Consider the following 25,022-nt stretch of genomic DNA (forward strand, 5'->3'; position numbering starts at 1 on the left):
AATTTAATAACATGAGTTTATAGTTTATTAGATTAAGTTCGAATAAATATTTTAATTATATCTAAAACAGAAATGAAATGGAGCGTATGAATAATTACAAACAAACCAGATGGAGTGCTGTACATCGGATCGACCAAAGATTTAAGAAGAAGAATAGATCAACATAAAAGGAAAGTCCATCCTTCAGCTTTTTCAGCTCGTTATAATTTAGACAAATTAGTGTTTTTTGAAAATTTTGAAACTAAAGAAGAATCATTAAAAAGAGAAGCTCAATTAAAGAAATGGAATCGTGATTGGAAAATTCGATTAATTGAAGAAATAAACCCAGAATGGAATGAATTACATTCAATATAAATTATTTAATCTGAATAATACTAAATTCTAGTTTAACAATCAAAAGATACCCGCCTGCGCGATAATTGAAATTTAGTTTATTAATCAAAAGATACCCGCCTGCGCGGGTAATAAATATGACACAACCTTACGTAAAACAAAACATAGAAAAAGGAATTTCAACCATTGAATTCTTTCATCCGGCGCATAATAGTTTGCCAGGTGATATATTGGCTAAATTGGTGGATGAGATCAACAGTGCTGGAGAGAATGACGAAGTAAAAGTAATCATTTTAAAAAGTGGTGGAGAGCGCACTTTTTGTGCAGGAGCCAGCTTTAGTGAGTTGATCAATATCAACGATGCAGAAACAGGTCGCGTATTTTTTAGTGGCTTTGCCAATGTGATAAATGCGATGAGAAAATGCCCGAAATTCATAATCGGACGTATACAAGGAAAGACCGTGGGAGGTGGTGTAGGAGTAGCTTCCGCAACCGATTATTGTATGGCTTCGAAGTTTGCTGCTATTAAATTAAGTGAGTTGAATGTAGGCATCGGACCTTTCGTGGTTGGACCGGCTGTACAGAGAAAGTTAGGGTTAACAGGAATGTCGCAAATCGCGATTGACGCAAATACCTTCTATGATGCCGAATGGGCACGTCAGAAAGGATTATATGCGCAGGTTTTCGAATCGACCGAAGCGTTGGACGAAGGAGTTCAGGCTTTTGCAGAAAATTTATGCGATTATAACCCAGAAGCTATGAGAGAAATGAAAAAGATCATGTGGGAAGGCACTGAAGATTGGGATACCTTATTGGCTGAACGCGCCGTGATTAGTGGAAGATTGGTGCTTTCAGAATTTACGAAAGAAACACTGAAGAGATTTAAATAACATTTGGTATTTGGTAGATATAGTGAGTAGAAATAGAAAATGATATTTGTATCAATTTAATACTCACAAAATTAACTAACAACTATTAACTAGAGACTAACAATTAAAAAATGATTTATTCATTCAAAGGACATATACCTGTAATACACGAATCTAGTTTCGTGCATCCATTGGCAGCAGTGACCGGGAATGTGATCATTGGTAAAAACTGTTATATCGGACCCGGTGCAGCCATTCGTGGGGATTGGGGTGAGATTATTTTGGAAGATGGCGTGAACGTTCAGGAGAACTGCACGGTACATATGTTTCCGGGAAAATCGATCGTTTTGAAGGAAGGTGCGCATGTTGGACATGGAGCAGTAATTCACGGTGCTAATCTAGGTCGGAATTGTCTCGTCGGAATGAATAGCGTGATCATGGATGATGCAGAAATTGGAGATGAGTGTATCGTAGGTGCCATGGCATTCGTAAAGGCAGAAACGGTATTTTCGAAGCGAACATTGATTGTTGGAAACCCTGCAAAAGTGGTCAAGGAAATTTCAGATGAAATGATAGCCTGGAAAACAGCGGGAACAAGATTATATCAGCAATTACCAACTGATTGCCATGAAAGTTTGAGGGAAGTAGAGCCATTACGTGAGATTCCGAAGCACAGACCAATTCAAGAGGATTTTTATAAGACATTGGAAGAATTCAGAATTCAGAATAAAGAATAAAGAAGAAACACTATCACTTCGAGTGATTTCAAAAGGACTAAAAGGAGTTTTGAAATAGTATCGAGAAGAAGAATAAAGAAGAAAGACGACTATGTCAGAAATTGCGTTTAAAATGCCCAAAATGGGTGAATCAATTACCGAAGGAACCATTATCAATTGGTTGGTACAGGAAGGAGAATCTTTTGAGGAAGGTGATATTCTATGCGAAGTAGCGACCGATAAAGTTGATAATGAAATTCCTGCGCCAGCCGCTGGAACAATGCGTCAACATAAATTCGGACCAAAAGCAGTCGTTCCTGTAGGGGAAGTGATTGCAATTTTGGAAATGTCTGATAAAAGTGCTGACTCAACTCAAACTAATTCTCTCCCTCTGGGAGAGATGTCCGAAGGACAGAGAGGGAATTCGAGTAAAGAGCCTTCCATAAAAACGAAAGACCTTCCGAAGAAAAAAAAGGAGGTAAATATGAGATCCCTGCCTTCAAAGGAAAATAATGAGAATGTTTTCATTTCCCCTTTAGTAGATGCTGTTGCGAGAAAGCATCATATTAGTTACGAAGAATTAGCACGTATTACTGGGAGTGGAAAAGAGGGGCGTTTGCGAAAGAGCGATGTAACGAATTATTTGAATGAAGGACGTCCGTTTCAGTTTGCGCAGGCAGTTGCAAAGCCTTCCGGATTTCAGATTCCTGATTTGAAGTTTGATAAAGGAAAAGGGAAGATTGTAGAGATGGATCGCATGCGACAAATGATTGCAGATCATATGGTTTTTAGTGCAACTACAGCACCACATGTTACTGCCTATGTGGAAGCAGATCTTACAAAAATGGTACAATGGCGGAACGCTAATAAAGTTGCATTTCAGAAAAAAAATAACGAAAAACTCACGTTCACACCTCTTTTTATTGAAGCTGTTGCAAAGGCTGTGAAGGATTTTCCTATGATTAATTCTTCTTTGGATGGAACAAACATTATTGTAAAAAAGGATATTAATATTGGCATGGCAACGGCACTACCAAGCGGAAATCTAATAGTTCCTGTGGTTCATAATGCCGATAAGAAAAATTTGCTTGAATTGGCAGTCAAAACGAATGAGCTGGTTGGAAAAGCACGCGATAATAAATTGAAAGCAGACGACACCAAAGGGAGTACTTTTACAATTAGTAACGTAGGTACCTTTGGAAGTATTATGGGAACACCTATTATCAATCAGCCGGAAGCTGCTATTTTGGCAACCGGAATCATAAAAAAACGCGCAGAGGTAATCGAAAAACCTGAAGGTGATACCATAGAAATTAGAAGTATGATGTATCTATCATTATCATTCGATCATAGAATTGTTGACGGTTATTTAGCGGGTTCTTTTTTAAGAAGAATCGCCGATAATATGGAGCAGTTTGACTTTAAAAGAAAGTATTAATACGACTGTTTGAGACACGATCGCTCTCTATGTTCACTCCAGGATACACGACGATTGTTATTTGTAGGTTGGAAAAAGAATATTGAGTCAGGAAATAATATTATTATGAGAAGACATAATTTTAAAAAACTGCATATTTGGCAAGAAGCGATGGAATTGATTGATGAAAATTATTTGCTTACAGCAAATCTTCCAGATTATGAAAAATTTGGCTTGAGATCACAGATGAATCGATGTTCTGTTTCCATAGCGTCAAATATATCTGAAGGTTCAAGTAAGCGTACAAATAAACATTTTCTGAAATATTTAGAGGATAGTTTAGGGTCTGCTTTTGAATGGGAAACGCAGCTAAATGTATGTCGTCGTCAAAACTTCATTGGTGAGGATTTATTTGTTAAACTCGAAGAACAAGTTTTAAAAGTACAAAGCAAAATTTCAAATTTTATGGACACATTCGACCTGAATAAATAACAGAGTCGTGAGTCAAAAAGTCGTGGGTCAAACCATCCAACAATAAAAAAATGTCAAAAAAATCAATTCATAAAAACATACTTAAAAAAGCATTTACAACGATGGTCACGGCTAAATCGATGACCGAATTGTATGAGGAAAACTTTAAGGTTGTTTCGAAATATGTGCATGCTACTTCTCGTGGGCATGAGGCGATACAAATTGCCCTAGGATTGCAATTAAAACCTCAGGATTATGCTTTTCCATATTACAGAGATGACAGTATGTTGTTGTCCATTGGGATGACACCGTATGAATTGATGTTACAGGTCCTTGCCAAACGGAATGATCCATTTTCTGCTGGAAGAACTTATTATTGCCACCCTAGTTTAAAGGATGATGATAAACCGAAAATTCCGCATCAAAGTAGTGCAACGGGAATGCAGGCAATTCCGGCAACTGGAGTTGCAATGGGCTTTCATTACCGTGAAAGTGGTAATGTTTCTGAAACAGAAGGAGAATCGGCTGAACTAAACCTTTCAAATCTTAATTCATCGAACGATTGGTATGATGGAACAGTGCATTCGAAAGATTCACGATCGCAAGGGAATTGCCCGATTGTGGTATGTAGCTTAGGAGATGCCTCTGTCACGGAAGGCGAAATTGCTGAAGCTTTTCAAATGGCAGCGCTAAAGCAATTACCTATTTTGTATTTAGTGCAGGATAATGGTTGGGATATTAGTGCGAATGAAGCTGAAACTAGAGCGCAGAATGCCTACGAATATGCCAGGGGCTTTAATGGTTTAGAGGCTGTAACTATTGACGGTACCGATTTTGAAGAAAGCTATAATACGTTAAAAGAAGTAATCGAAAAAATACGAACCCAACGTCGTCCGTTTTTAGTACACGCAAAGGTTCCTTTATTAAATCATCATACTTCCGGAGTAAGAATGGAGTGGTATCGGGATGATTTGGAAGAAGCCCGAAGCCGTGATCCTTATCCGAAACTATGGAAATTATTGCTAGATAATGGCTTTAAAGAAGCAGAACTCGAATCGATTGTTGCTACAATTCAAAAAGAAGTTGCGACGAGTCTTGAGGACGCTTTAAAAGAAGAAGATCCAAAACCTGAAGATTTATTTACCCACGATTTTGCGCCTACTTCCGTTACAGAGGAAGTTGGAGAACGATCCCCAAAAGGCGCCGAAAAGGTAGTGATGGTAGATTGTGCTTTATTCGCCATTGAAGAATTAATGGCTAAGCATGAGGAGTGTTTGCTGTATGGGCAGGATGTTGGTGGAAGATTGGGTGGTGTTTTTCGAGAAGCTGCAACATTGGCGCAGAAGTTTGGAGATAATAGGGTGTTTAATACACCAATTCAAGAAGCATTTATAGTTGGGTCGACGGTAGGAATGAGTGCTGTTGGTTTGAAACCTATAGTCGAAGTTCAGTTTGCCGATTATATCTGGCCCGGACTAAATCAGTTATTTACTGAGGTAAGTCGGAGTTGTTATTTGTCGAACGGAAAATGGCCTGTATCTATGATATTGCGTGTTCCAATTGGTGCATATGGTAGTGGTGGTCCTTATCATTCGTCATCTGTAGAAAGTGTCGTAACCAATATTCGCGGTTTAAAAATTGCGTATCCGAGTAACGGGGCCGATCTAAAGGGATTGATGAAAGCTGCTTATTACGATCCCAATCCGGTGGTGATTTTTGAGCATAAAGGCTTGTATTGGAGTAAGGTGCCTGGTACTAAAGGAGCTACTTCTGTGGAGCCTTCAAGTGATTATATGTTGCCCTTCGGAAAGGCTTGGGTGCTTCAGGAAATTTGGGAACAGGAGGAGGAAGAAACGGTTGCTATTATTACCTACGGAATGGGAGTTCATTGGGCAATGAATGCTTCCGAAGCATTAGGAATGAAGGATAAGGTTGAGGTTGTGGATTTAAGAACTTTACATCCTTTAGATTACGAAACTGTCTTTAAATCGGTGAAGAAATGTGGCAAATGTTTGGTGGTGACTGAAGAACCTTCAGAAAATAGTTTTTCAAGAGCCTTGCAAGGGAGAATACAAGAAGAATGTTTTCAGCAATTGGACGCACCGGTTATGATTATTGGTTCTGAAAATATGCCTGCCATTCCATTAAATTCAGTTTTGGAACAAACGATGATTCCTTCCGAAGAAAAAGTAAAGAATAAGATTCTTGAGTTGTTGGAATATTAACTTTCATCAATTTTAAACAAAAAGATAGCCTTACATTTTTAGTCTGAAGATTCTGAAGAGTACATTTCTAATTGAAACAGTTTGGATTTATAATACTTTGGGACAGTTTGTTTTTCAGTAAACAGCATTCGGAAATGAAGAGATTACGATTTAAACTAACGGATGGAATTCCGGTGTTTATTTAATGACAATAAAACGAATACGGGTATTGCAAAAGGACTTAAGCTAATTAAGCATTACTACTATTTAATAATTTATTAAAGACCTTCTTAAATGATTTTAAGAGGGTCTTTTTGTATTGTGTGTTTTTCTTCGAAATAATATAACATTTTGATATTCAGAAATATACGTAAAACCACGTATATAGAATTAGGATTAATACCGTATCTTGAAGATTCAAATACAAGTTTGTCTTAATTTGAGAATAATTTCATTTTTAGATTGAGAAATCATTCAATTCCAACAAACCACTTTCCATCCCCACATTAAAATAATTAGAGAAAACTGTTCTTAATTTTTAAAAGAATCGTGAATGTAAGTCTTGATCATGTTTCAATAATTTAACTATTGATCAAAATGTTTTGAGTTATCTAATTACGATATAAGCCTACGGCTGGATATTAACTTCCCCACACCTTTAATTAAAACCTTCTGTAAGTATACAGGAGATTAGATGATCAACGAGTTCTTAAATTTTCTGATGCTTTAAAACGATACATAGAGATATATACATATTATTTTAACTATTAACCAAAACAATTACAATTATGAAAACATGTATTACTCCGATTGGAAATCGACATATTCGATTTCTGTCTAACTATCGAAAAGCGGTAAATCGCTTGATTGGCATTACAGTGCTAATTTTATTTATGTTCATTAACCCTTTGGTTTTTGGACAAGAATCTAAAAATCTAACGAAAGAGGATCTTATCGGTAAAACGGTAAACGAGCTAACATCTTTAGGAATATTAGGAAGTTCGAATGTTGAATCTCGTTCAAATCCTATTGGGCAACAAACAATGCAGTATCGTACAGATTGTACAGATGCACTTATTCCAAGAGATGCTTCTTATACGGCTGTTTCCAGGAACGATGACGGATTCACAGGGCCCATTACTATTCCATTTGATTTTGCCTTCTGTTCAACAACATATAATACAGTTTGGGTAAACACCAATGGTAATCTAACTTTTACACAGGGATTATCAATTTACAACGCTCAGGGCTTTCCATATACTGTGCCTATGGTGGCTGCTTTTTGGGCAGATGTAGACACGCGAAATTGTCCAGGACAGATTTATTATAAGATACTTCCCGATCATATGATCGTTACTTGGGATGAGGTGACTTATTTCCCAGCTAACAATTGTCCAGTTACCAACACGTTTCAAATTATAATTAGCGATGGAAATGCACCTATTGTAGGTGTTGGAAATAATCTTCAATTTCGATACGGCGATATGAATTGGACTACAGGATTGGCTTCTGGTGGTGGACCTTTTGGAGGAACTCCTGCAACTGTAGGTTGGAATAGTGGTAACAACACAAATTTTGAACAAGTTGGTCGTTTTAATGAGGATAGTGCTGCTTATGACGGACCTTTTGGAGCAAACGACGGCGTCCATTTCTTAGACAATAACTGTTTTTCTTTTGCTACACAAGGGGTAGGACCAAGTATTACTTGTAATGATATCACCAGATCTTTGGATGCTACCGGAAATGTTTCAATTACGGCTTCTGAAGTTGCGGTCGCTCAGGATGGATGTTCAGGTGCTACTATAACGTTGAGTGATTATGACTTTGGTTGTTTCGATATTGGCGCTAACATCATCACTGCTACAGCAACAAGTGGCATAGGTCAGACGGCGAGTTGCAATCTTACAGTAACAATTGTTGATGATTTAGCACCAAGCTTAAGCTGTCCAACAGACATGACACTAAACAACGATCCAGGAGATTGCGGGGCTATATTTACTTATAATATTACTGCTTCAGATAACTGTGGCTTTACACTCACACAAACTCAAGGATTAGCTTCCGGATCGACATTCCCATTAGGGACAACAACAAATACGTTCATTGTTACAGACGATTCAGGATTATCTAATAGCTGTACTTTTAATATTACTGTTATTGATACAGAATTGCCAACAATTATGTGCCCGGCAGATATCTCTGTCGCAAATGACGAAGGGGAATGTAGTGCTATTGTAGAATATGATTTTCCTGTAGTCAGTGACAATTGTTCAGGAACGCCTGTAAATAGTGTTCTTGTGAACGGTAGTTTTGAGACTGGAGACTATTCAGGATGGACAATAGATTCTGGTTCGAGTTCTTGCGGTATTTTTGGAATTATGTCCGATGGACAAACTTTAAGTTCCGGTGACCCTATTTATAATTATTCAAGTAACTCAACCCAATCGGTAACATTTTCACAAGGTTTACCAATTACTTTTAATACTACTGACGGCGATAAAATGATGGCATTCTTTCAGAATTGTGGGCCATTCGCTCATAAACTATATCAAGATGTAATCATGCCGGCCGGTGCCAGTCAATTGTGCTATGATTTGGAGTATAATAATTTTGCCGGATCTTTTAGTACAAATCAATATTTTGCGGTTGAAATTCGTGATTCGGGTACAGACGCACTGCTGGAGACTTTATTTATAACTAATCCGGGTGACGCTCTTAATGTACCGATGACTCAATATTGTTTCGATACTTCAGCTTATGCCGGACAAGCGATTCGAGTTCAAATGATAAATTCTCAGATCGATGTGAATCCATTAACGATTTTCATTGATAATATAGCACTTGGATCAGATTTGGAGCTTATGCAAACAGCAGGATTGGCTAGTGGGTCAGAATTTCCGTTGGGAACAACTACAAACACATTTGTAGTAACAGATGGTTCAGGAAACTCCGAAACTTGCAGTTTTGATGTCACTGTAAATGATACAGAAGCACCAACAATTATGTGCCCTGCAGATATTTCTGTCGCAAATGACGAAGGAGAGTGTAGCGCTGTAATCGAATATGATCTTCCAATCGTTAGTGATAATTGTTCAGGTACAATAATTGGAAATGTACTCGAAAATGGAAGTTTTGAAACCGGAGATTATTCTTCATGGAATATTGTAAGTGGTTCACCTAGTTGTGGTATTTGGGGAATTATGGACGATGGACAAACCCTTAGTTCGGGAGATCCTATTTATAATTATGCAAACAATACAACGCAGGCAGTGACCTTTCCACAAGGATTGCCAATCACATTTAATACTACAGACGGCGATAAGATGATGGCATTTTTTCAGAATTGTGGGCCATTCGCTCATAAACTATATCAAGATGTAATAATGCCTGTTGGTACAAGTCAGTTGTGTTATGATTTGGAGTATAACAATTTTGCCGGATCATTTAGCACGAATCAGTATTTCGCAGTTGAAATCCGTGATTCGGGGACAGATGCCTTACTTGAGACATTATTTATCACCAATCCCGGTGATGCACTAAATGTGCCGATGACTCAGTATTGTTTCGATACTTCGGCGTATTCAGGACAAGCTATTCGTGTTCAAATGATAAACTCACAGATCGATGTGAATCCGTTAACTATATTTATTGATAATATAGTTTTAGGTTCAGAATTGTCGCTTGTTCAAACAGCAGGATTTGCCAGTGGAGATGCATTTCCGGTGGGAACAACTATTAATACTTTTGTGGTAACTGATGCTTCAGGTAATTCTAACACTTGTAGTTTTGATGTAATTGTTGAAGATACTGAGCTACCTTTAGCTGTATGCCAGAATATCTCTGTTGATCTAGATGCCATGGGAGTGGCGACGATTACCGCAGATGATATCGACGATGGTTCATCAGATAATTGTGAGATTGATACAATTACTGTTAGTCAAACAGAATTTGGATGTGATGATATTGGTTCCAATACTGTGACATTGACGGTTACGGATATATATGGTAATGAATCTGAGTGTATGGCTGTTGTTACTGTGAATGGAATTATTCCTGAAGTGGAAATAACACAAAGTGAATTACCAGAATTTTGCCAGGGAGCTTTCTTGATATTAACAGCGAATAGTGATGATGCCATTTCGTACATGTGGGATACGGGTGAGATGACCTCATCAATAGAAGTTATGGCAGATGGTGTTTATACGGTTACTGTTACTTCGGCAACGAATTGTACAGCTACCGCTTCTTATGAAGTAATTGGCTTCGATCCAACAATCTTGCTGTCATCTTACATTATGATAGCAGAGAAAGAGGTTCATTTGCATAATGATAGTGATGTGCTTTCAGGAGCTATTGGGGTAACAGATAATAAAGGTAAGGTCAAAATTCATGATAATACACACGTAGTGGATTTTGTTAAAGCCGATGATATCGATGTTCATTCTAACAGTTCTGTGGGTGCGGCAATTTACGCACCTGCAGTGGTTACTTTGCCACCGTTCTTGTTCAATACTTTATCTGATAATAGCAGTCCTGATGTAACGGTGAATAATAATCAATCGGTAACACTAACAGGTTCTGTTTACGACAAGGTTGAAATTAAAGATGGAGCGACTGTATTGTTCACGAGTCCGGATATTTACATTGATGATTTGAAAACTAAAAAGGATATTACTATAGAGTTCGCAGGCTGCGCTAATCTCTATCTAAACAAAGATTTAAAGTTGGAAAAGAATTCAATTTTCAATTCCGCCGGAAATTATGTGGTTGTTTATATAGATAAAAAACTTCATGTAAAAGAAGGTTCTAATGTAACCGGGCATTTCTACTCTTACGACAAGGATATTGAGGTAAAAGGGAAAGATGATAATCCAACCTATATGACAGGTTCTTTTATTGGTGAAAAGATAAAAGGAGATAAAAATGTGACTTGGCAAATTGATCCTTACTGCGCACCTTGTGCAAATTCAATAGTTGTTAGAGGTGAACACGCCAATACTACCGAGGGAAGTGAATTCGATTACAGTAGTATTTCTATTTATCCAAACCCTGGTAGAAATTATGTTATGCTAAGTAATCCTCATGGATTAGATCTACAAACTGTTACTGTATATGATCTTACAGGAAGATTATTACAATCGGTTGATTTAACAGATATGGAAGCTGAGAAATCGGTTGATATATCGCAATTGTCTAGTGCGACTTACTTATTAGTAATAAAAGGAGCTCAAGGTGAAATTACTAAGCAATTAATTAAAGAGTAGTATTAATTTAAACTAATGTGAAAAAGCCTTTCTTCTTCTGAAGAGAGGCTTTTTTAATGTAAAATAAACAATGATTTATAAGATAGATACACCTTCAAAGTATGATTGTTGTGTCTTTGCTGCTATCAATGAGCATATAAGTCTGTTGTTCTATTGAAGAAGTGTAAGCTATATTGTTTTTAATTAAGACTCCAGCTTTATGTAATTAAGAATCTGATGCTATGATTGTACTTCGGAAACGTTTATCTTCAGTAGTAGGAGTGAGGCATAAGTAAATTGAGGTGGGGTATATTTCTATATTACTTTGAAGTATTGAACATGGATAATTCGATGTGCTCTTCCGAAGAAAAATGAATTCAGAATAACTTAAAACAAATTACAAAAAAACGGGATGTCTCGTTTAAAACATCCCGTTAATAATAAACTAATATTAAACAATTATTCTTTAATTACTTTAATGGCTTTAGTAGCATCACCGGCTTGTACTTTGGCTATATATTGACCACTTGCCAAATTAGCAATATCTAAAGTTACACTAGTATTACTAGAAGAAACATTTCTTACTTCTTGTCCAAGAATATTATAAAGTGCAACATTGTTTATCTCTTGCTTAGCTAAAAATGTTACTTCGTTATTTGCTGGATTTGGGAAAGTACTTACGTCTAAGGCAACATTATCTGAAACGCCTAATCCAGGATTTGCTACATATACATTATATCTTGTGTCTACAGGCATAACCGAAGTATCTTCTGTGTAAATCGTCCAGTTAGTTCCATTATACCAAACTCCTAATACTACATCCATTATGATATTAGAAGGATCTCCGCTAGATCCCCAATTATGTGTTACCACAGGATAGGCATCCGGCAATCCATCAAGGTCCGGGTGACTCATAACGGTATAATTACCCCCCGATGTTGTTACCGCATCATAAACAAAGGAACTTCCACCTCCAGCGCCATCATCTATAAGTACATTAAAGGCTGCGTTTGCGGGTATATTTGTTACTGTTGCTTCATTATATAGATGCCATCTGTCCGAAACTGTATCATACCAAAATCCATAATTAAAGATGTTATAAACCCCACTAGGGTTGTAAATATGGCTAGAAACAATAGCAGCATTTGGATTTCCATTTATTGCTGCGTTGTCGATTTCAAAGTCATAGCTTGTACCGTCAGCTTGTATTGTAAACATATTTCCGCCATCCGGTACGTAAATATTGAAAGCGGCACCAATGGTCATTGGAGATATGTCTTCGTTATAAATTGTCCAGTTTGAACCATCATACCAAGTACCATCTATATTGTTGTTGTACTGTACCCCGGATGCCGGGCCATCAAGATTGTGTGTAAAAATAAAGATAGCTCCAGGATTACCATTTAAGACTGGATGATCGATCGTGGTTATGTGTCCGGAAGTATTAGCGCCCGTGGTTGTATGCACAAACACAATGTCTGAAGCATAAGCTCCAACAAAGAAAAGAGTTAATAAAAGTGTAAAGATAGTTTTCATAATATTTGGTTTTAGGTTACTAATAGTTTTTAGTTATTGTTAAAATTAGAAAATAAATAATTGTATATCAGGGGGTTATAGCCCCGATTTGCAAAAGGGGTTTTCCCCTTATTTCTCTAATTTAAAGTTAGGAAGAGTGTTATGTCATGGCTATTACTATTGTAACAAAGACTTTAATTTATGTAACAGCTAAACTAATGGATAATATGAGGATTCGCAGTTAAGTTGGTTGATAGAAATCGTGGTTCAAAATTGATATTTGAAACAATGATGCATAAAAAAACCCTCTTTTTCAAGAGGGTTTCATTAACAGAATTAATTTTACTTTTTCATAGTTCCCGGAGGATATTCTGCTAATATTTCCTGTACGATTTCTCGAATTCGTTCTTCTTTCTTTTCCATATTATTTGTCACAAGATTCGCTGTACCTACTCCTTGCCAAACTAATTCATTACTTTTTGCATCGATGAGGTCTATATATAAAGAACCTTCTGTGGAACGAGATACCGAGTTTCCTCCATATCCACCATACCAATAAGGGTTCCAGCCCCAACCATATCCAAAATTATTATTGTAAACGTCTACACGTTCGCGTTCTTTGGTAAAAATACTAACAAGAAGAGTAGGTGTTTCCGATTTTGTCATGGATTTGGAAGACATCTCCGAATCAATCGCTCGCAGTATTCTCTTTTTGTCTAAATCTGAAATTTTTGCTTTGTCAATTCCAGGCTTAAAAAAAGCATACGAATTATAAGCATTAAAGTTGGCATCCTTATCATAATCTGCCACTACCCGAACCGTGCTACAGGAAGCAAATACGAAAAAAGCAACCAAGGGAATAAATTTAAAAATTTTCATAGTGTCTTTTTTTAATTAAACAAATCGTCATCTACGAAATTCGGAAGCGTAACTTTTAGTTCAGGATTCTTTTTCATTTCCCTTTTAATTGCAAAAATTGCTTCTTTATTTCGCGCCCAACCTCTTCTTGCAATCCCGTTATTCACATCCCAGAAAAGCATTGATTCTAAGCGACGTTGTGCGTCTTTAGTGCCATCAAGAACCATACCAAATCCGCCGTTTATAACCTCTCCCCAGCCAACTCCACCACCATTATGTATGCTCACCCAGGTAGCTCCTCTAAAACTATCGCCTATTACATTTTGAATTGCCATATCGGCTGTAAAACGACTACCGTCATATATGTTCGAGGTTTCTCTAAAAGGTGAATCGGTACCCGAAACATCGTGATGATCTCTCCCCAAAATCACGGTTCCTATTTTCCCTTCGGAAATTGCTTTGTTAAAGGCTGACGCAATTTTCACTCTCCCTTCGGCATCGGCATATAAAATTCGAGCCTGCGATCCCACTACTAACTTGTTTTCCTGTGCACCCTTAATCCATTGAATGTTATCGGACATCTGCTGCTGAATTTCTTCCGGTGAGTGTTTTTTAATTTCTTCCAATACTTCACAAGCAATGGCGTCGGTTTTTGCTAAATCTTCAGACTTACCCGAAGCACAAACCCATCTAAACGGGCCGAAACCGTAATCGAAACACATAGGTCCCATAATATCCTGTACATAGGAAGAGTATCTAAAATCTATCCCATTTTCGGCCATAATATCAGCCCCGGCTCGCGACGCTTCTAGTAAGAAGGCATTTCCGTAGTCGAAAAAATAAGTGCCATTTGCCGTATGTTTATTAATTGCTTCCGTATGACGTCTTAAGCTTTTTTGCACTTCCTTTTTAAACGCATCAGGATTATTAGCCATCATTTCGTTGGCGACCTCATAATTCATTCCGACGGGATAATAACCTCCTGCCCATGGATTGTGAAGTGATGTTTGATCACTACCCAAATCGATTTTTATATTCGCTTCGGAAAAGTGCTCCCATACATCTACAATGTTTCCGTCGTAGGCAATAGACACTACTTCTTTATTTGAAATCGCACTTTTAACCCGTGTCCCTAATTCTGAAACATCCGATATAACTTCGTCAACCCACCCCTGACTATGACGCGTTTGGGTAGCCTTTTGATTTACTTCAGCACAGACAGTAACACATCCTGCGATATTTCCTGCCTTTGGTTGTGCGCCGCTCATTCCACCCAAACCGGAAGTCACAAAAAGTCCGCCTTTAGGAGATTTCTTAATTTTTCTGAAGCCATTAAGAACTGTGATTGTTGTTCCGTGAACAATACCCTGAGGACCTATATACATATAACTTCCCGCTGTCATTTGTCCGTATTGTGAAACTCCTAATGCGTTGAATTTTTCCCAATCATCGGGCTTAGAGTAATTAGGAATCATCATTCCATTGGTAACAACCACGCGTGGGGCGTCTTTGTGTGAAGGAAATAAACCAAGTGGATGACCAGAGTACATTGCTAATGTTTGTTCCATGGTCATTTCAGAAAGATATTGCATTACCAAGCGATATTGTGCCCAGTTTTGAAAAACGGCACCATTTCCTCCATAAGTAATTAGTTCGTGAGGATGCTGAGCTACGGCATGATCCAGGTTATTTTGGATCATAAGCATAAGCGCTTTCGCCTGCTCACATTTGCCTGGATACTCATCTATAGGACGAGCATAAATTTTGTAGTCTGGACGCAAACGATACATATAAATCCGTCCATATTTTTCCAGTTCTTCTCTAAATTCGGGAAGTAGCGTAGGGTGGTGTTCGGGGTCAAAATATCGTAAAGCATTCTGAAGTGCGAGTTTTGTTTCTTCCTTTGAAAGAATCTTTTTACGCTTTGGAGCATGATTTATTGAAGGGTCGTACTTTTTTAAAGCAGGTAATTGGTTTGGAATTCCGGCTTGAATTTCTTCTTTAAAAGTCATATTTTTCAGTATTCAGTATTCAGTATTCAGTATTCAGTATTCAGTATTCAGTGTTCAGTGTTCAGTGTTCAGTGTTCAGTGTTTTGTTGGCGCTAACTATAAAATAGACTAACTGCTCACTTATTTGTTTTTTTGTTATATCCGTACGGGCAATGACGACAGTTACTTTCACAACAATAACCACGTTTTAGATGGTACTGTTCTGTGAAACATTTATAGCCTTCCGGAGTGAGATAAAAATCTCCTTCTTCCAGCTCTATTTTTTTCTTCGGAAATAGCATACTACAAAAATAGCGAATTCAAGAATCAAAACGATTAATTACAATCATAGTTGTCTCAATTTGTTAATGCCCAATAAAATGAGGTATTTTTACTTTATCAATTAGATTAAATGTTCGTAATAGTTAGTCGTTTTTTTCTTCGGAAGCGTTTTACAGGGATGGCCATCTGGCCCTTTGTATTTGTGCGAACGGCCCAAATGAAAAGGGATACGGTATTTATGAATCATGAAAAAATTCACTTAAGACAGCAACTAGAGCTTTTAATTGTTCCATTTTTTATTTGGTATATCATCGAATTCCTAGTTCATTGGATTCGATACAAAAACCGTTATGATGCTTACCGAAGCATAAGCTTTGAAAAAGAAGCCTATGAAAACGAGAAAGACCTCGATTATTTAAAAAAGAGGTCTTTTTTGGCTTTTATTAAATATGTCTAGTTACTGTTTTCTATTAGTAGGAGCAGCAGTAATTACACTATTTTGCGGTTTTGATGAGAGAGTTGCGACAACAGTTCGTGTTTCTATAGAACGAGCGTCTGCATTAGAATTGACTCTTTCTACAATGATTTGAACGTTTTCTGGCAGTTCATTACTGAAAGTTGCAGAAATTGTTTTCGATTCCAGAGAATTGTTTATTGAAGATTTTATATTTTTTGATTGAGTTGCAACAACTACACTAATTACTGGAACATCTAATATCTCAATTACCATAGGTTCTCCTGGCATTGGCGTTATTTTCGATTCTTGAGAAAAAGACACAATACTAGTAAAAAGAAATAAAGCAAATATAATACGTTTCATGGTATCTTGAATTAATTGTAATAAATTATAAATGAAAAGGATAAGCCCGTAATGTCAAATCCAGACACGTTGGTTATATGAAGGACTAACTGGCCATTTTGAGGTTCTGGTAAAATAGTAAAGTCATATCCCCATGCTGGACCAGCTGGCAATGCACCAATAACGTTAACTTCAACCGTTGAGTTTGCCGTCATTGCAGGATCTGGGATAGGAATCGCATAATAGAATCCTGATGTAATAGTGCCCAAAGGGCCAGCGTAAAACTTCGCAATAGAAGTAATCTGACTCGAATTAATAAATCCAGGTCCCCAAACTGGCGGTACGCCGGTTCCTTGTGATAATAAGATTTGGTCTACTCCACCAACGGCATTTCCGGGTCTAAAATCTCCGTCGATTCTAACATTTCCGTTAACGTGTAACATTTCAGTTGGATTGGTAGTATTTACACCAACTTGAGCTTCTATTGATGTTGAAAATAACAGTAATGCAAAGAGTACTGTTAAAGAAAACATAAGTGAGGTATTTTTCTTCATGATAACAATTATTTGAATAATTGTAGGAAAGTTACTTAAAATGAGATATGTAGTTTCATTTTTTCGATTAAGCACAGATAAAACTATACAAAGCGTAACGAATGCTTTATAGGAATAATAATATCACTTTAAATGCGTTAAAATTGTAAGAATTTTGTAAGAAAAACCCTTCAGATTGAGATTTTTGGGAATTATTGATTCTTTTTGAATCCGGATGGAAATAAGTAGGTGCCTTTTAAATGTTCTTCCTTTTCAACTTCTACTTTTACTCTATTTTTTTGAGCATAGGCATCATTTCTAATCCCTGTGACTTGCCAGCTAATTTTCACGTTAGGTACTTCAGATTTAATTACAAAAGTTCCGTCGGTAATCTCTTCAGAAATCATAACTTTTGAAAAAGATCCAATGGAAGTAAGTTGGTATCTGAAATCAACATTTAAAGCATTGAAATATTTTGGCATTTTTACAATAGCCGTTCCGGAAGCATCGGTTATAACGTTTCCATTGTAGATATTCATCATGTCTGGACTTTCGACAAAGCTGTGGTATAGATATTTATTTTCGGGATCCAAAGGATGATCAATTTTAAAAGTACCTCCTGCTTTAGAAATAGTGCCTGTTACAGATAAATTTCCGTCTACTTTTAAATTGTTAACCACTTTTACATCTCCTTGATTATCTAAGATCATGGCTATAGCACTGGGATTTGAACTAGCCGATCCATTTCCGGAGTAGAAATTGAAAGTACCATTTCCTTGGTTATGACCAATATCAAGAATATTCGATTTGTTATTATGTCTAAAAAATCCTTTCAAAAATGTGTTTCCATCCCATAATTCGTAAGAGGTATGAGGGATATTATAAATTGAACTAGTATTATCAAGTCTAAGGGTAGTAGCCTTATTATGTTGATCATTTGCAATGTGAAAATCTGATAAAGGCTTTACGTCTCCACTTTTCCCTGCCTTAATGTAACCATTATTTGCAATCATTAATCCGGCATCGTTAGCTCCTTTGCCTGTGCCAATATAAAAATGTGACTCATTGGGAAGGGCTGCGTTTTTCACGTTAATATTCCATATTTCTGATTTTGCTGAAATCTGAATATTTTCTGAAACTGAGTCATAACGATTATTACCTCCACCTATTTCTATGTCTCCAGCAACCTGAAGAAGATTTCCAGAAGTTAAAGAATTAGGACTTGAAATTCCAACAAGAAGTTGTCCGGAAGAATTTATCCGCATTGCTTCTTCGTTATGTGTTTTAAATATTAGATCGCTTTCATCAGTAGTACCTAGAAACTTGACTTCATCCTGAGCATTACCTGTAGTTTTCCAGTCATTATCTAAAGAAATCCATTGAACACCTGACCAGAAGTAAAATCCCTTGCCAAGTTCAGTATTGGTATTATAAACCAATAGACCTTCTGGGCTTCCTCCAGTAATAGGTTCAATGGAAGTTGAGGTAATTAAACTTATTCTAGGAACTAATAACCCCTTATCATTGCTATTTATATCTAGTATGCTAGCAGCATCTGGGAATTCTGTATTAATACCTATTTGGGCTTTAATACTGCTATGAGAAAACAGTAAGAAAGACGTAAGTAAAAGCTGAATTAATACTTTGGTAGGTGATTTCATTGAAAAGGGGCTAGTTCAAATTTATCAATGTAAAAATAGAGATTTTATCGTTTAAATTCAAAAATAATCGATGAAATGCTAGTTGTTTACATGTAAATAGAATATTCCTACAAAATATAGCATCGAATCGCGTTGTTTAATATTTGTAAAATTGGGGTTCTATACAAATCGTCATTAACTTACATTCAGACCAGAGATAAAACTGAAAAATTATCTAAATAAAAAAATGCCTTCAGATTTCTCTAAAGGCATTTTATAAATGTAATGGTTAATTTTACTATTCTTTTATAATCTGTCTATTTACAGTTCCATTTGAAGTTTGTAAAGACATAAAATAAACCGCAGGATTAAATCCAGAAATGTTTATTTCATCAAAATCATTTGCTTGATTTTGTTGTTTGTTGAAATTAGTATTAGTTGCTTTTATTACTTTTTCTAATAGAATTCTTCCTTGTGCATCATAAATTGTAACCTTTTCCAAAGTACTGTCTGGCGATTGTATGTTTACAATACCTGTCGTTGGATTTGGAAATACAACTAAACTATCTACTACACTATCTGTATCTCCCGAAAGTAATGTCTGGAAACGAAGTGTAAATCTGTTATTATAGGTTCCTGCTTCAGAAGTAAACTCATAATTAGCGTTACTTAAATTTGTGACAGTGTTCGCTACATGATCTTCAAGAAAGACGCTTACAGCTTCAAGATTCACACCTCTAAGATCGGAAATAGATATAACGTAAGCTAATCCTCCGTCTACATCTATTAGCGTCGAGAATCCCATTGGAATTCTCATTCCAGCGTCGAATGCTTCTCTTCCCTGGATTCCTAAATGCTGACTTCCATCATCAAGATGAGAATACAAAGAAACAACTGTACCTAACTTTTCTGTGTCAAATCCTTGATCAAGATCGGCAGTTGCACTTTCCAAAAATCCTATTCCGGCAGTACTTCCCATATGATATTGACCTTCACGGACGGTTAACCATATTAAGTCTTTTTCGGTAGTTTTTCTAAGCGTTGTATTGCCACTTGTTAATCGTATTGCATTATTAAAAGTAACATCTCCTGCTGCATTAGCCTTAATTCCGAAGCCCTGACCTGTTGAAATAATACCATTAGGAGTCGTTCCTCCAGTAGCCGAAGGAATTCCCATCGTACCATTGTAAGTAGAAATATCTTCCATGTTGAAGTTTTCACTTTGAGGACCTGGTATTCCAGTACCCGGAGTCGTGTTGTGTTCCCAGAAATATACTTCATCTAAAATAGCATTATTTTCGATAAGCATGGCAGCATCTATAGCGGAAGCATATGGATTGGAAAGAACATTTGCACTTGATTCTTTACTTGTATTATATCCAGCTGCATAAGTGATCTCTCCACTGTTAAGGGTACCTTGATTGTATTCGTAATTGTAAGTCCCATTTTGTGTGTACGATGGACGTACAAGATATCCTTCACTAGGCGCTAAAGTTCCACTAAAGTTTGTCCAGTCATTTTGTTCCTGATCGTAAAAATTAACTCCAACAATTGGAGGTGTTCCACTATAAGGTTGAAAATTCGCTGTTGTATGATTTAAAACCTGATAAGCTGGCAATCCATCTGCAAATGCTGATATTCCATCGGAAGTCATTGGACTACCTAATAATAGGAAATCACGAGCATTCATGGCTGGTGTTGTTAGTTTTACATTGATTGAACCATTATTTGTAACAATGGCATCATCGTTTTCCTGTACAAAGTTAGCTTGATGTTCTACGATTAATTGAGACCCGGCATCAACTATAACGTTACCGCCAACCTTCATATATTCTCCGGAATCTACTGTAACAATTGCATTGTTTTTAATTTCACAAGAACAAGCTTCAATGCTTGACTTTCCAAGGTCTGAAGTTTTATAGTTTGCATTAAAAACTACGTTCTTACCGGCATCTGGTTGCCCATTACTCCAAAAAGCACTAAAAGTAGTGGTTTCTGCCACTACAGTTACAATAGCCGTAGTGGTTGAGACGTTTTCATTTCCATCGTAAATAGAAAGTGTCACAACATTTGTTCCAACATCTGCACAAGTAAAGGTGTCTTGGTCTAGTCTTTTTGCCCATACGACAACGTTGTCGGTTGAACCATTATCTATTTGATCTGGTGTGATTTTAACTGTACCATCTACACCTAGTGAAACAGAAATGTTCTGTGCAATAGCAACTGGATTAACCGCATCGTAGTTAGGATCTTTTACTATAAAGACTCCTCCGTCTCCGTTCGTATTGGCATTTCCAAAGCCAGAAATAACAATGTTTCCACTTTTAAAATATGGGTATACATTCCAAGTTCCGTGAAAAGCAGCGGAATTGTTAGGTACAAAAGTATCAAAATATTTTATTTCAGACATGGAAGCAGATGCGGAAGAATTATAGATCGAGGTAATATCGAACATTCTCATTCCTGCAGAGTAATTGGCCAAATAGAATCGATTTCCTTTTACATATCCATTATGATCAATTGCACCAACAGTAGATGAAGTATGTGTAAAATGTAATTTAGGGTCTTCTAAATCATTAAAATCGAAAATAAAGGTTCTTGTTCCACCTCCAATATTTTCTTCATCAACTTCATCACCAAGTATAAAGAAACGTTTGTCGAATGTAAACCAACCTTGATGGGTATAATGAACGTTCGTGTAAGATATAGTAGATAAATTCACAGGGTTATTTTTATCGGTGACATCTACAATAACCACTTCGTCTTCATTTGCACCAATCATAATTTCTCTTCCATGGTATCTTGTATCGGGTCCGTCATATATTACTACCTGGGCGTCATGAAAATAATCACTGCTTCCATACTCACCTACAATTGTAGGATTCTTAGGGTCTGGAAAAAGTTTTACAAAAATAGGACCTCCATTATTGTTTGAGGCTCTGTTTACTCCTACAACATAGCCATATCCAGAATCTTCGTTGATTACTATATTATGAGCTCGGTTGTTTTGAGAACCACCATCTCCAAAAGATAAAAACCCATCTTCTGAAAAGGTTGCCACTGGTGATCCAGTCAATCCTCGTAAATTGGTTAAGTCAAAAATTTGCAGTCCGTCGTTTGTTACCTCACTTACAATATAAGCATGGTTATTATACACTTTTACATCCCGCCATAAATTAGAGCCTCCTGAATGAGAATTAAGTCTCCCTAAGTAAACAGGTCCGCCTGAAGCCGATATATTTACAAAGGCCGTTCCATTATCTAAAGCAACAATTGCGTATTCATCGCCATTGCCATCTACATCTGTCCAGCCCCATGAATCCTGAGCTTCGTCTGCGCCCATAGCGCTGGCAGAAATATATTTTACAAGGTCTATTCCGTTACATGGGTAATCATTTTGATTTCCTGGGTTGTTAATCTTACCGCCGCTACAAGGTTGTGCGATTGCCGAAAAAAGCGGCAGTATAAGTAAGCTAAATAAAATTTTTTTCATAATAATTACGGGGTTTTGTTAATTGTTTTATTTTACAAATTCGAATTCTACACTACAAGGAATAGAGTGCCCAATGTGTCCTTGTCCATTTCCACTATCACCGTTATTTACGAAATATGCGTGTCCGGTATTAATACAGTTGCTTAAATTAAAAGTATATGTATTATTCGCCAACAAGTATTGGTAATATAATAATGATGCGAAATGTGCGGTCTTATCATCTACAAGGGTTGGCGACTCGATAGTATTGTCTGAGGCATATGAATGTGTATATAACCAGCCTTCACTGTAATCATAATATGTGCTTGCAGGATCGATATCAACGCCTGTTCCAGAGAGTTTAAAAAAGAAAGACCCTTCAGAGGTTGCTAAAGAAATTTTGTCAGAACTAGTAAATGGATCTATTTCTCCGGCTGCAAAATTTGTCTTCACTTCAATTCTGTAAATACCTGAATATTTGGGTGTAAATGTTTGACTATTGAGCCCGGCTACGTCGTCTGAATCTGTTGGCTCCGGATTACCATGACTCTCTCTAATGGTTGTTCGTTGACATCCACTCGTTTGTTCGTATTTTTTACGATCTGTTAGCGTAAATTGGGGCAGCCAAATTGCTCCACTCCAAGCATATACTCCTGGGGACACATCATTAGCTCCGTTAGTGGTTAAGTTGGTATTAAACACAACGGTCCCTGACACAATACTACCGCCATTGGGATTTGTAACCGGTGCAGAAACATTTGAAGCCGTTAATGCAATCCGTGGATACACTAAACCTTGAGTTGATGACTCTAAGTCAAGAGCTCCTTCCGGTGTTGATGTCCCGATACCGATTTGTGCGTAATTGATATATGTAAAAAGAGTGCAAACTAGCAAAGTCACACTTATTTTTTTAAAGTTCAACATAATCATTTTTCTTTTGGTTAATTAAGCTTCTATTGTTGTCCCAGATAATTAAATTCAAGGGAACATTTCATATTCCCATTAATCGTTATGTAGCCTCTTCCGTCTCCAGCTGGTACAATAGAGATATCTCCATTACCTTCAAATCCATCTGCATCATCTTGATTAAATGTTAATACAAATGTATAGTTGGTTCCAGCCGTTAAGACTTCTTCAATTTCAATAGAATTTTGATTAACGTTATTTTCATAACGTCTTAAAGTACCGCCCTTAAATAGTTTATCATTGTTACTACCTGCAAATGAATTTAATCTGTAAGTATGCGTAACGCTATTAAATGTGAAATTGAACTCTCCACCTTGTTTCGCAAAATTCACAAACTGAGGCGATGATGTTGCGTTGGTTCTACCTGCTCCGAAATGAGTAGTAAGGGTTAGTTTATACTTGCCATTAAACTTTGGGGTGAATGTGTTTGCATTAAAAGTGATGACTTGATTTCCTAAAACGGGATTTATAATGTCTGAAGACCCCGTTCTTCGAGAGGTCGATTGTAAAAATAGTTTATTGTCTTTTTTATCCCCTTGTGGAATCCATTGTGTTCCTGACCAGAAATAAAACCCAGGGTCTAAACTATATTCTCCATTATTTACTGTACTCATATTGTAAACAGTAGTACCGGCAACCAGAGGATCCCCTTTAGGATTGATTACAGTTGGGGTATTCACATCAACCAGGGTAACAGTTGGGAATATTACTCCTTGTGTAGTCGAATTAATTTCAAGTGCTCCATTTGGAGTGGAGGTGTTTATACCTACTTGAGCATTTGCAGTCGAAACAAAGATTAAACTCACTATTAATACTAGTCTAGAAAGATATTTGTTTTGCATTTTTTTCATTTTAGAATTATTCACCTACATAAGTAATTTCAACGGTACAAGGAATATCGTATCCTATATGCCCTCTTCCTGAACTACTATTACCATCATTAAGAAATTCTGGAGCATCATGTTGATCGAAAGACAAAGTAAAGGACTTAGAACTGCCGGCTATACATGGCAAATAAATAACCGTAGAAAATTCCTGCCAGATAGCAAAGTAATTTGTTGCACTTTCGCTTGGTTCGTAAGCAGTTGAATAACTATTCACAGGAATATCATAATTGGTACCCGCGAGATTTAATCTGAATGTTCCGCTGGCACGCGCAATATTTAAGTATCCGTTTGATCTAGTACTTGGATTTCCTCCTGAAATTTTCGGAACTTTCGCATTACCACCAGCGAAGTTTACATTTACAGATACTTTGTAAAATCCCGTATAATCGGGTGTGAAAGTTTTACTTGAAAGACCGGTAACATTTGTAAAACTCGAAGAGGCAGAAGTTAACATGTCTAAAGAGCTTTGCTCATAAAGCAAGCGTTGTTTTTTTTCGAATTGTGATTGCCATTGCGTACCACTCCATACATACATGCCCGGGAAAACGTCATTAGCTCCTGTTGAGGTAGTGCTGGTGTTGTAAACTGTTGTGCCTTGTGGGATGTTTCCTCCTTGGGGATTAACAATCGGTGCTTGTAATACTGTTGAGGTAAGCACAACTCTCGGTAATACAAAACCTGAGTTTGCGCTATTAATATCTAGCACACCATTTGGCGTTGTCGTATTTATTCCTACACTCTGTGCGCTTCCCACAAAGCAGATAAATAATATGGGAACTATAAGAAATAGTCTTGACTGATTTAAAGTAAGTTTTACTAACATAGA

The 25,022-nt window shown here is 36.9% G+C and carries 19 protein-coding genes; 8 read left to right on the top strand and 11 right to left on the bottom strand.

Annotation, left to right across the window (positions count from 1 at the left end):
* The first annotated feature begins 93 nt into the window (after window positions 1–93).
* From BXY75_RS12040 to BXY75_RS12070, 7 genes are all read left to right on the top strand, one after another.
* A complete protein-coding gene (locus tag BXY75_RS12040; protein WP_394347377.1) occupies window positions 94–354 on the top strand; it encodes a GIY-YIG nuclease family protein in 261 nt (86 codons plus the stop codon).
* A gap of 116 nt (window positions 355–470) precedes the next feature.
* Complete coding sequence (locus tag BXY75_RS12045) at window positions 471–1,223, top strand: enoyl-CoA hydratase/isomerase family protein (RefSeq protein ID WP_121908017.1); 753 nt, start codon at window positions 471–473, stop codon at window positions 1,221–1,223.
* Window positions 1,224–1,333: 110 nt separating this feature from the next.
* Window positions 1,334–1,939 carry an acyltransferase gene (locus BXY75_RS12050; protein ID WP_121908018.1) on the top strand — a complete coding sequence of 202 codons (606 nt, stop codon included), beginning with the start codon at window positions 1,334–1,336 and terminating at the stop codon, window positions 1,937–1,939.
* A gap of 121 nt (window positions 1,940–2,060) precedes the next feature.
* Complete coding sequence (locus BXY75_RS12055; RefSeq protein ID WP_394347376.1) at window positions 2,061–3,356, top strand: dihydrolipoamide acetyltransferase family protein; 1,296 nt, start codon at window positions 2,061–2,063, stop codon at window positions 3,354–3,356.
* Window positions 3,357–3,461: 105 nt separating this feature from the next.
* Entirely contained in the window at window positions 3,462–3,827 is a 366-nt protein-coding gene (locus BXY75_RS12060; RefSeq protein WP_121908425.1) for a four helix bundle protein, read from the top strand.
* Between the two features lie 50 nt (window positions 3,828–3,877).
* Window positions 3,878–6,031, top strand: a complete 2,154-nt coding sequence (locus BXY75_RS12065; protein WP_121908020.1) for an alpha-ketoacid dehydrogenase subunit alpha/beta — start codon at window positions 3,878–3,880, stop codon at window positions 6,029–6,031.
* A gap of 767 nt (window positions 6,032–6,798) precedes the next feature.
* Window positions 6,799–11,274 (top strand): HYR domain-containing protein, encoded by a 4,476-nt coding sequence (locus BXY75_RS12070; RefSeq protein ID WP_121908021.1) that lies wholly within the window; start codon window positions 6,799–6,801, stop codon window positions 11,272–11,274.
* Between the two features lie 438 nt (window positions 11,275–11,712).
* Here BXY75_RS12070 and BXY75_RS12075 read toward each other — a convergent pair whose 3' ends face one another.
* The 4 genes from BXY75_RS12075 to BXY75_RS17160 form a co-directional block, all read right to left on the bottom strand.
* Window positions 11,713–12,789, bottom strand: coding sequence for a T9SS type A sorting domain-containing protein (locus BXY75_RS12075; protein WP_121908022.1), 1,077 nt, complete (start codon window positions 12,787–12,789; stop codon window positions 11,713–11,715).
* 321 nt (window positions 12,790–13,110) lie between these two features.
* Window positions 13,111–13,647, bottom strand: a complete 537-nt coding sequence (locus BXY75_RS12080) for a DUF4136 domain-containing protein (protein ID WP_121908023.1) — start codon at window positions 13,645–13,647, stop codon at window positions 13,111–13,113.
* An 11-nt stretch (window positions 13,648–13,658) separates the two neighbouring features.
* Complete coding sequence (locus tag BXY75_RS12085) at window positions 13,659–15,638, bottom strand: urocanate hydratase (protein ID WP_121908024.1); 1,980 nt, start codon at window positions 15,636–15,638, stop codon at window positions 13,659–13,661.
* Between the two features lie 116 nt (window positions 15,639–15,754).
* The gene (locus BXY75_RS17160) at window positions 15,755–15,919 is read right to left on the bottom strand and encodes a DUF5522 domain-containing protein (RefSeq protein ID WP_170152889.1); all 165 of its coding nucleotides are present in this window, start codon (window positions 15,917–15,919) and stop codon (window positions 15,755–15,757) included.
* A gap of 110 nt (window positions 15,920–16,029) precedes the next feature.
* Here BXY75_RS17160 and BXY75_RS12090 point away from each other — a divergent pair, with 110 nt between their 5' ends.
* Window positions 16,030–16,356, top strand: a complete 327-nt coding sequence (locus BXY75_RS12090; protein ID WP_121908025.1) for a hypothetical protein — start codon at window positions 16,030–16,032, stop codon at window positions 16,354–16,356.
* Here BXY75_RS12090 and BXY75_RS12095 read toward each other — a convergent pair whose 3' ends face one another.
* The 7 genes from BXY75_RS12095 to BXY75_RS12125 all read right to left on the bottom strand — a co-directional run bounded on the left by BXY75_RS12095 (window position 16,357) and on the right by BXY75_RS12125 (window position 25,019).
* Window positions 16,357–16,719, bottom strand: a complete 363-nt coding sequence (locus BXY75_RS12095) for a hypothetical protein (RefSeq protein ID WP_121908026.1) — start codon at window positions 16,717–16,719, stop codon at window positions 16,357–16,359.
* Window positions 16,720–16,730: 11 nt separating this feature from the next.
* Window positions 16,731–17,252 (bottom strand): hypothetical protein, encoded by a 522-nt coding sequence (locus tag BXY75_RS12100; RefSeq protein ID WP_147437276.1) that lies wholly within the window; start codon window positions 17,250–17,252, stop codon window positions 16,731–16,733.
* A 191-nt stretch (window positions 17,253–17,443) separates the two neighbouring features.
* Window positions 17,444–18,892 (bottom strand): hypothetical protein, encoded by a 1,449-nt coding sequence (locus BXY75_RS12105; protein ID WP_121908028.1) that lies wholly within the window; start codon window positions 18,890–18,892, stop codon window positions 17,444–17,446.
* Between the two features lie 277 nt (window positions 18,893–19,169).
* Entirely contained in the window at window positions 19,170–22,364 is a 3,195-nt protein-coding gene (locus tag BXY75_RS12110; protein ID WP_121908029.1) for a choice-of-anchor B family protein, read from the bottom strand.
* Window positions 22,365–22,391: 27 nt separating this feature from the next.
* The gene (locus BXY75_RS12115; protein ID WP_147437277.1) at window positions 22,392–23,243 is read right to left on the bottom strand and encodes a hypothetical protein; all 852 of its coding nucleotides are present in this window, start codon (window positions 23,241–23,243) and stop codon (window positions 22,392–22,394) included.
* Between the two features lie 53 nt (window positions 23,244–23,296).
* Window positions 23,297–24,151, bottom strand: a complete 855-nt coding sequence (locus tag BXY75_RS12120) for a hypothetical protein (RefSeq protein WP_147437278.1) — start codon at window positions 24,149–24,151, stop codon at window positions 23,297–23,299.
* A gap of 16 nt (window positions 24,152–24,167) precedes the next feature.
* Window positions 24,168–25,019 carry a hypothetical protein gene (locus tag BXY75_RS12125; RefSeq protein WP_121908032.1) on the bottom strand — a complete coding sequence of 284 codons (852 nt, stop codon included), beginning with the start codon at window positions 25,017–25,019 and terminating at the stop codon, window positions 24,168–24,170.
* Window positions 25,020–25,022: the final 3 nt, after the last annotated feature.

The sequence above is a fragment of the Ulvibacter antarcticus genome (assembly GCF_003688405.1).
Lineage (GTDB): Bacteria > Bacteroidota > Bacteroidia > Flavobacteriales > Flavobacteriaceae > Ulvibacter > Ulvibacter antarcticus.

Coding starts and splice junctions, on each gene's coding strand:
- BXY75_RS12080 (WP_121908023.1), bottom strand. CDS start 13,647: ATGAAAATTTTTAAATTTATTCCCTTGGTTGCTTTTTTCGTATTTGCT.
- BXY75_RS12120 (WP_147437278.1), bottom strand. CDS start 24,151: ATGCAAAACAAATATCTTTCTAGACTAGTATTAATAGTGAGTTTAATC.
- BXY75_RS12090 (WP_121908025.1), top strand. CDS start 16,030: ATGTTCGTAATAGTTAGTCGTTTTTTTCTTCGGAAGCGTTTTACAGGG.
- BXY75_RS12095 (WP_121908026.1), bottom strand. CDS start 16,719: ATGAAACGTATTATATTTGCTTTATTTCTTTTTACTAGTATTGTGTCT.
- BXY75_RS12100 (WP_147437276.1), bottom strand. CDS start 17,252: ATGAAGAAAAATACCTCACTTATGTTTTCTTTAACAGTACTCTTTGCA.
- BXY75_RS17160 (WP_170152889.1), bottom strand. CDS start 15,919: ATGCTATTTCCGAAGAAAAAAATAGAGCTGGAAGAAGGAGATTTTTAT.
- BXY75_RS12055 (WP_394347376.1), top strand. CDS start 2,061: ATGGGTGAATCAATTACCGAAGGAACCATTATCAATTGGTTGGTACAG.
- BXY75_RS12105 (WP_121908028.1), bottom strand. CDS start 18,892: ATGAAATCACCTACCAAAGTATTAATTCAGCTTTTACTTACGTCTTTC.
- BXY75_RS12075 (WP_121908022.1), bottom strand. CDS start 12,789: ATGAAAACTATCTTTACACTTTTATTAACTCTTTTCTTTGTTGGAGCT.
- BXY75_RS12050 (WP_121908018.1), top strand. CDS start 1,334: ATGATTTATTCATTCAAAGGACATATACCTGTAATACACGAATCTAGT.
- BXY75_RS12085 (WP_121908024.1), bottom strand. CDS start 15,638: ATGACTTTTAAAGAAGAAATTCAAGCCGGAATTCCAAACCAATTACCT.
- BXY75_RS12060 (WP_121908425.1), top strand. CDS start 3,462: ATGAGAAGACATAATTTTAAAAAACTGCATATTTGGCAAGAAGCGATG.
- BXY75_RS12070 (WP_121908021.1), top strand. CDS start 6,799: ATGAAAACATGTATTACTCCGATTGGAAATCGACATATTCGATTTCTG.
- BXY75_RS12125 (WP_121908032.1), bottom strand. CDS start 25,019: ATGTTAGTAAAACTTACTTTAAATCAGTCAAGACTATTTCTTATAGTT.
- BXY75_RS12045 (WP_121908017.1), top strand. CDS start 471: ATGACACAACCTTACGTAAAACAAAACATAGAAAAAGGAATTTCAACC.
- BXY75_RS12065 (WP_121908020.1), top strand. CDS start 3,878: ATGTCAAAAAAATCAATTCATAAAAACATACTTAAAAAAGCATTTACA.
- BXY75_RS12110 (WP_121908029.1), bottom strand. CDS start 22,364: ATGAAAAAAATTTTATTTAGCTTACTTATACTGCCGCTTTTTTCGGCA.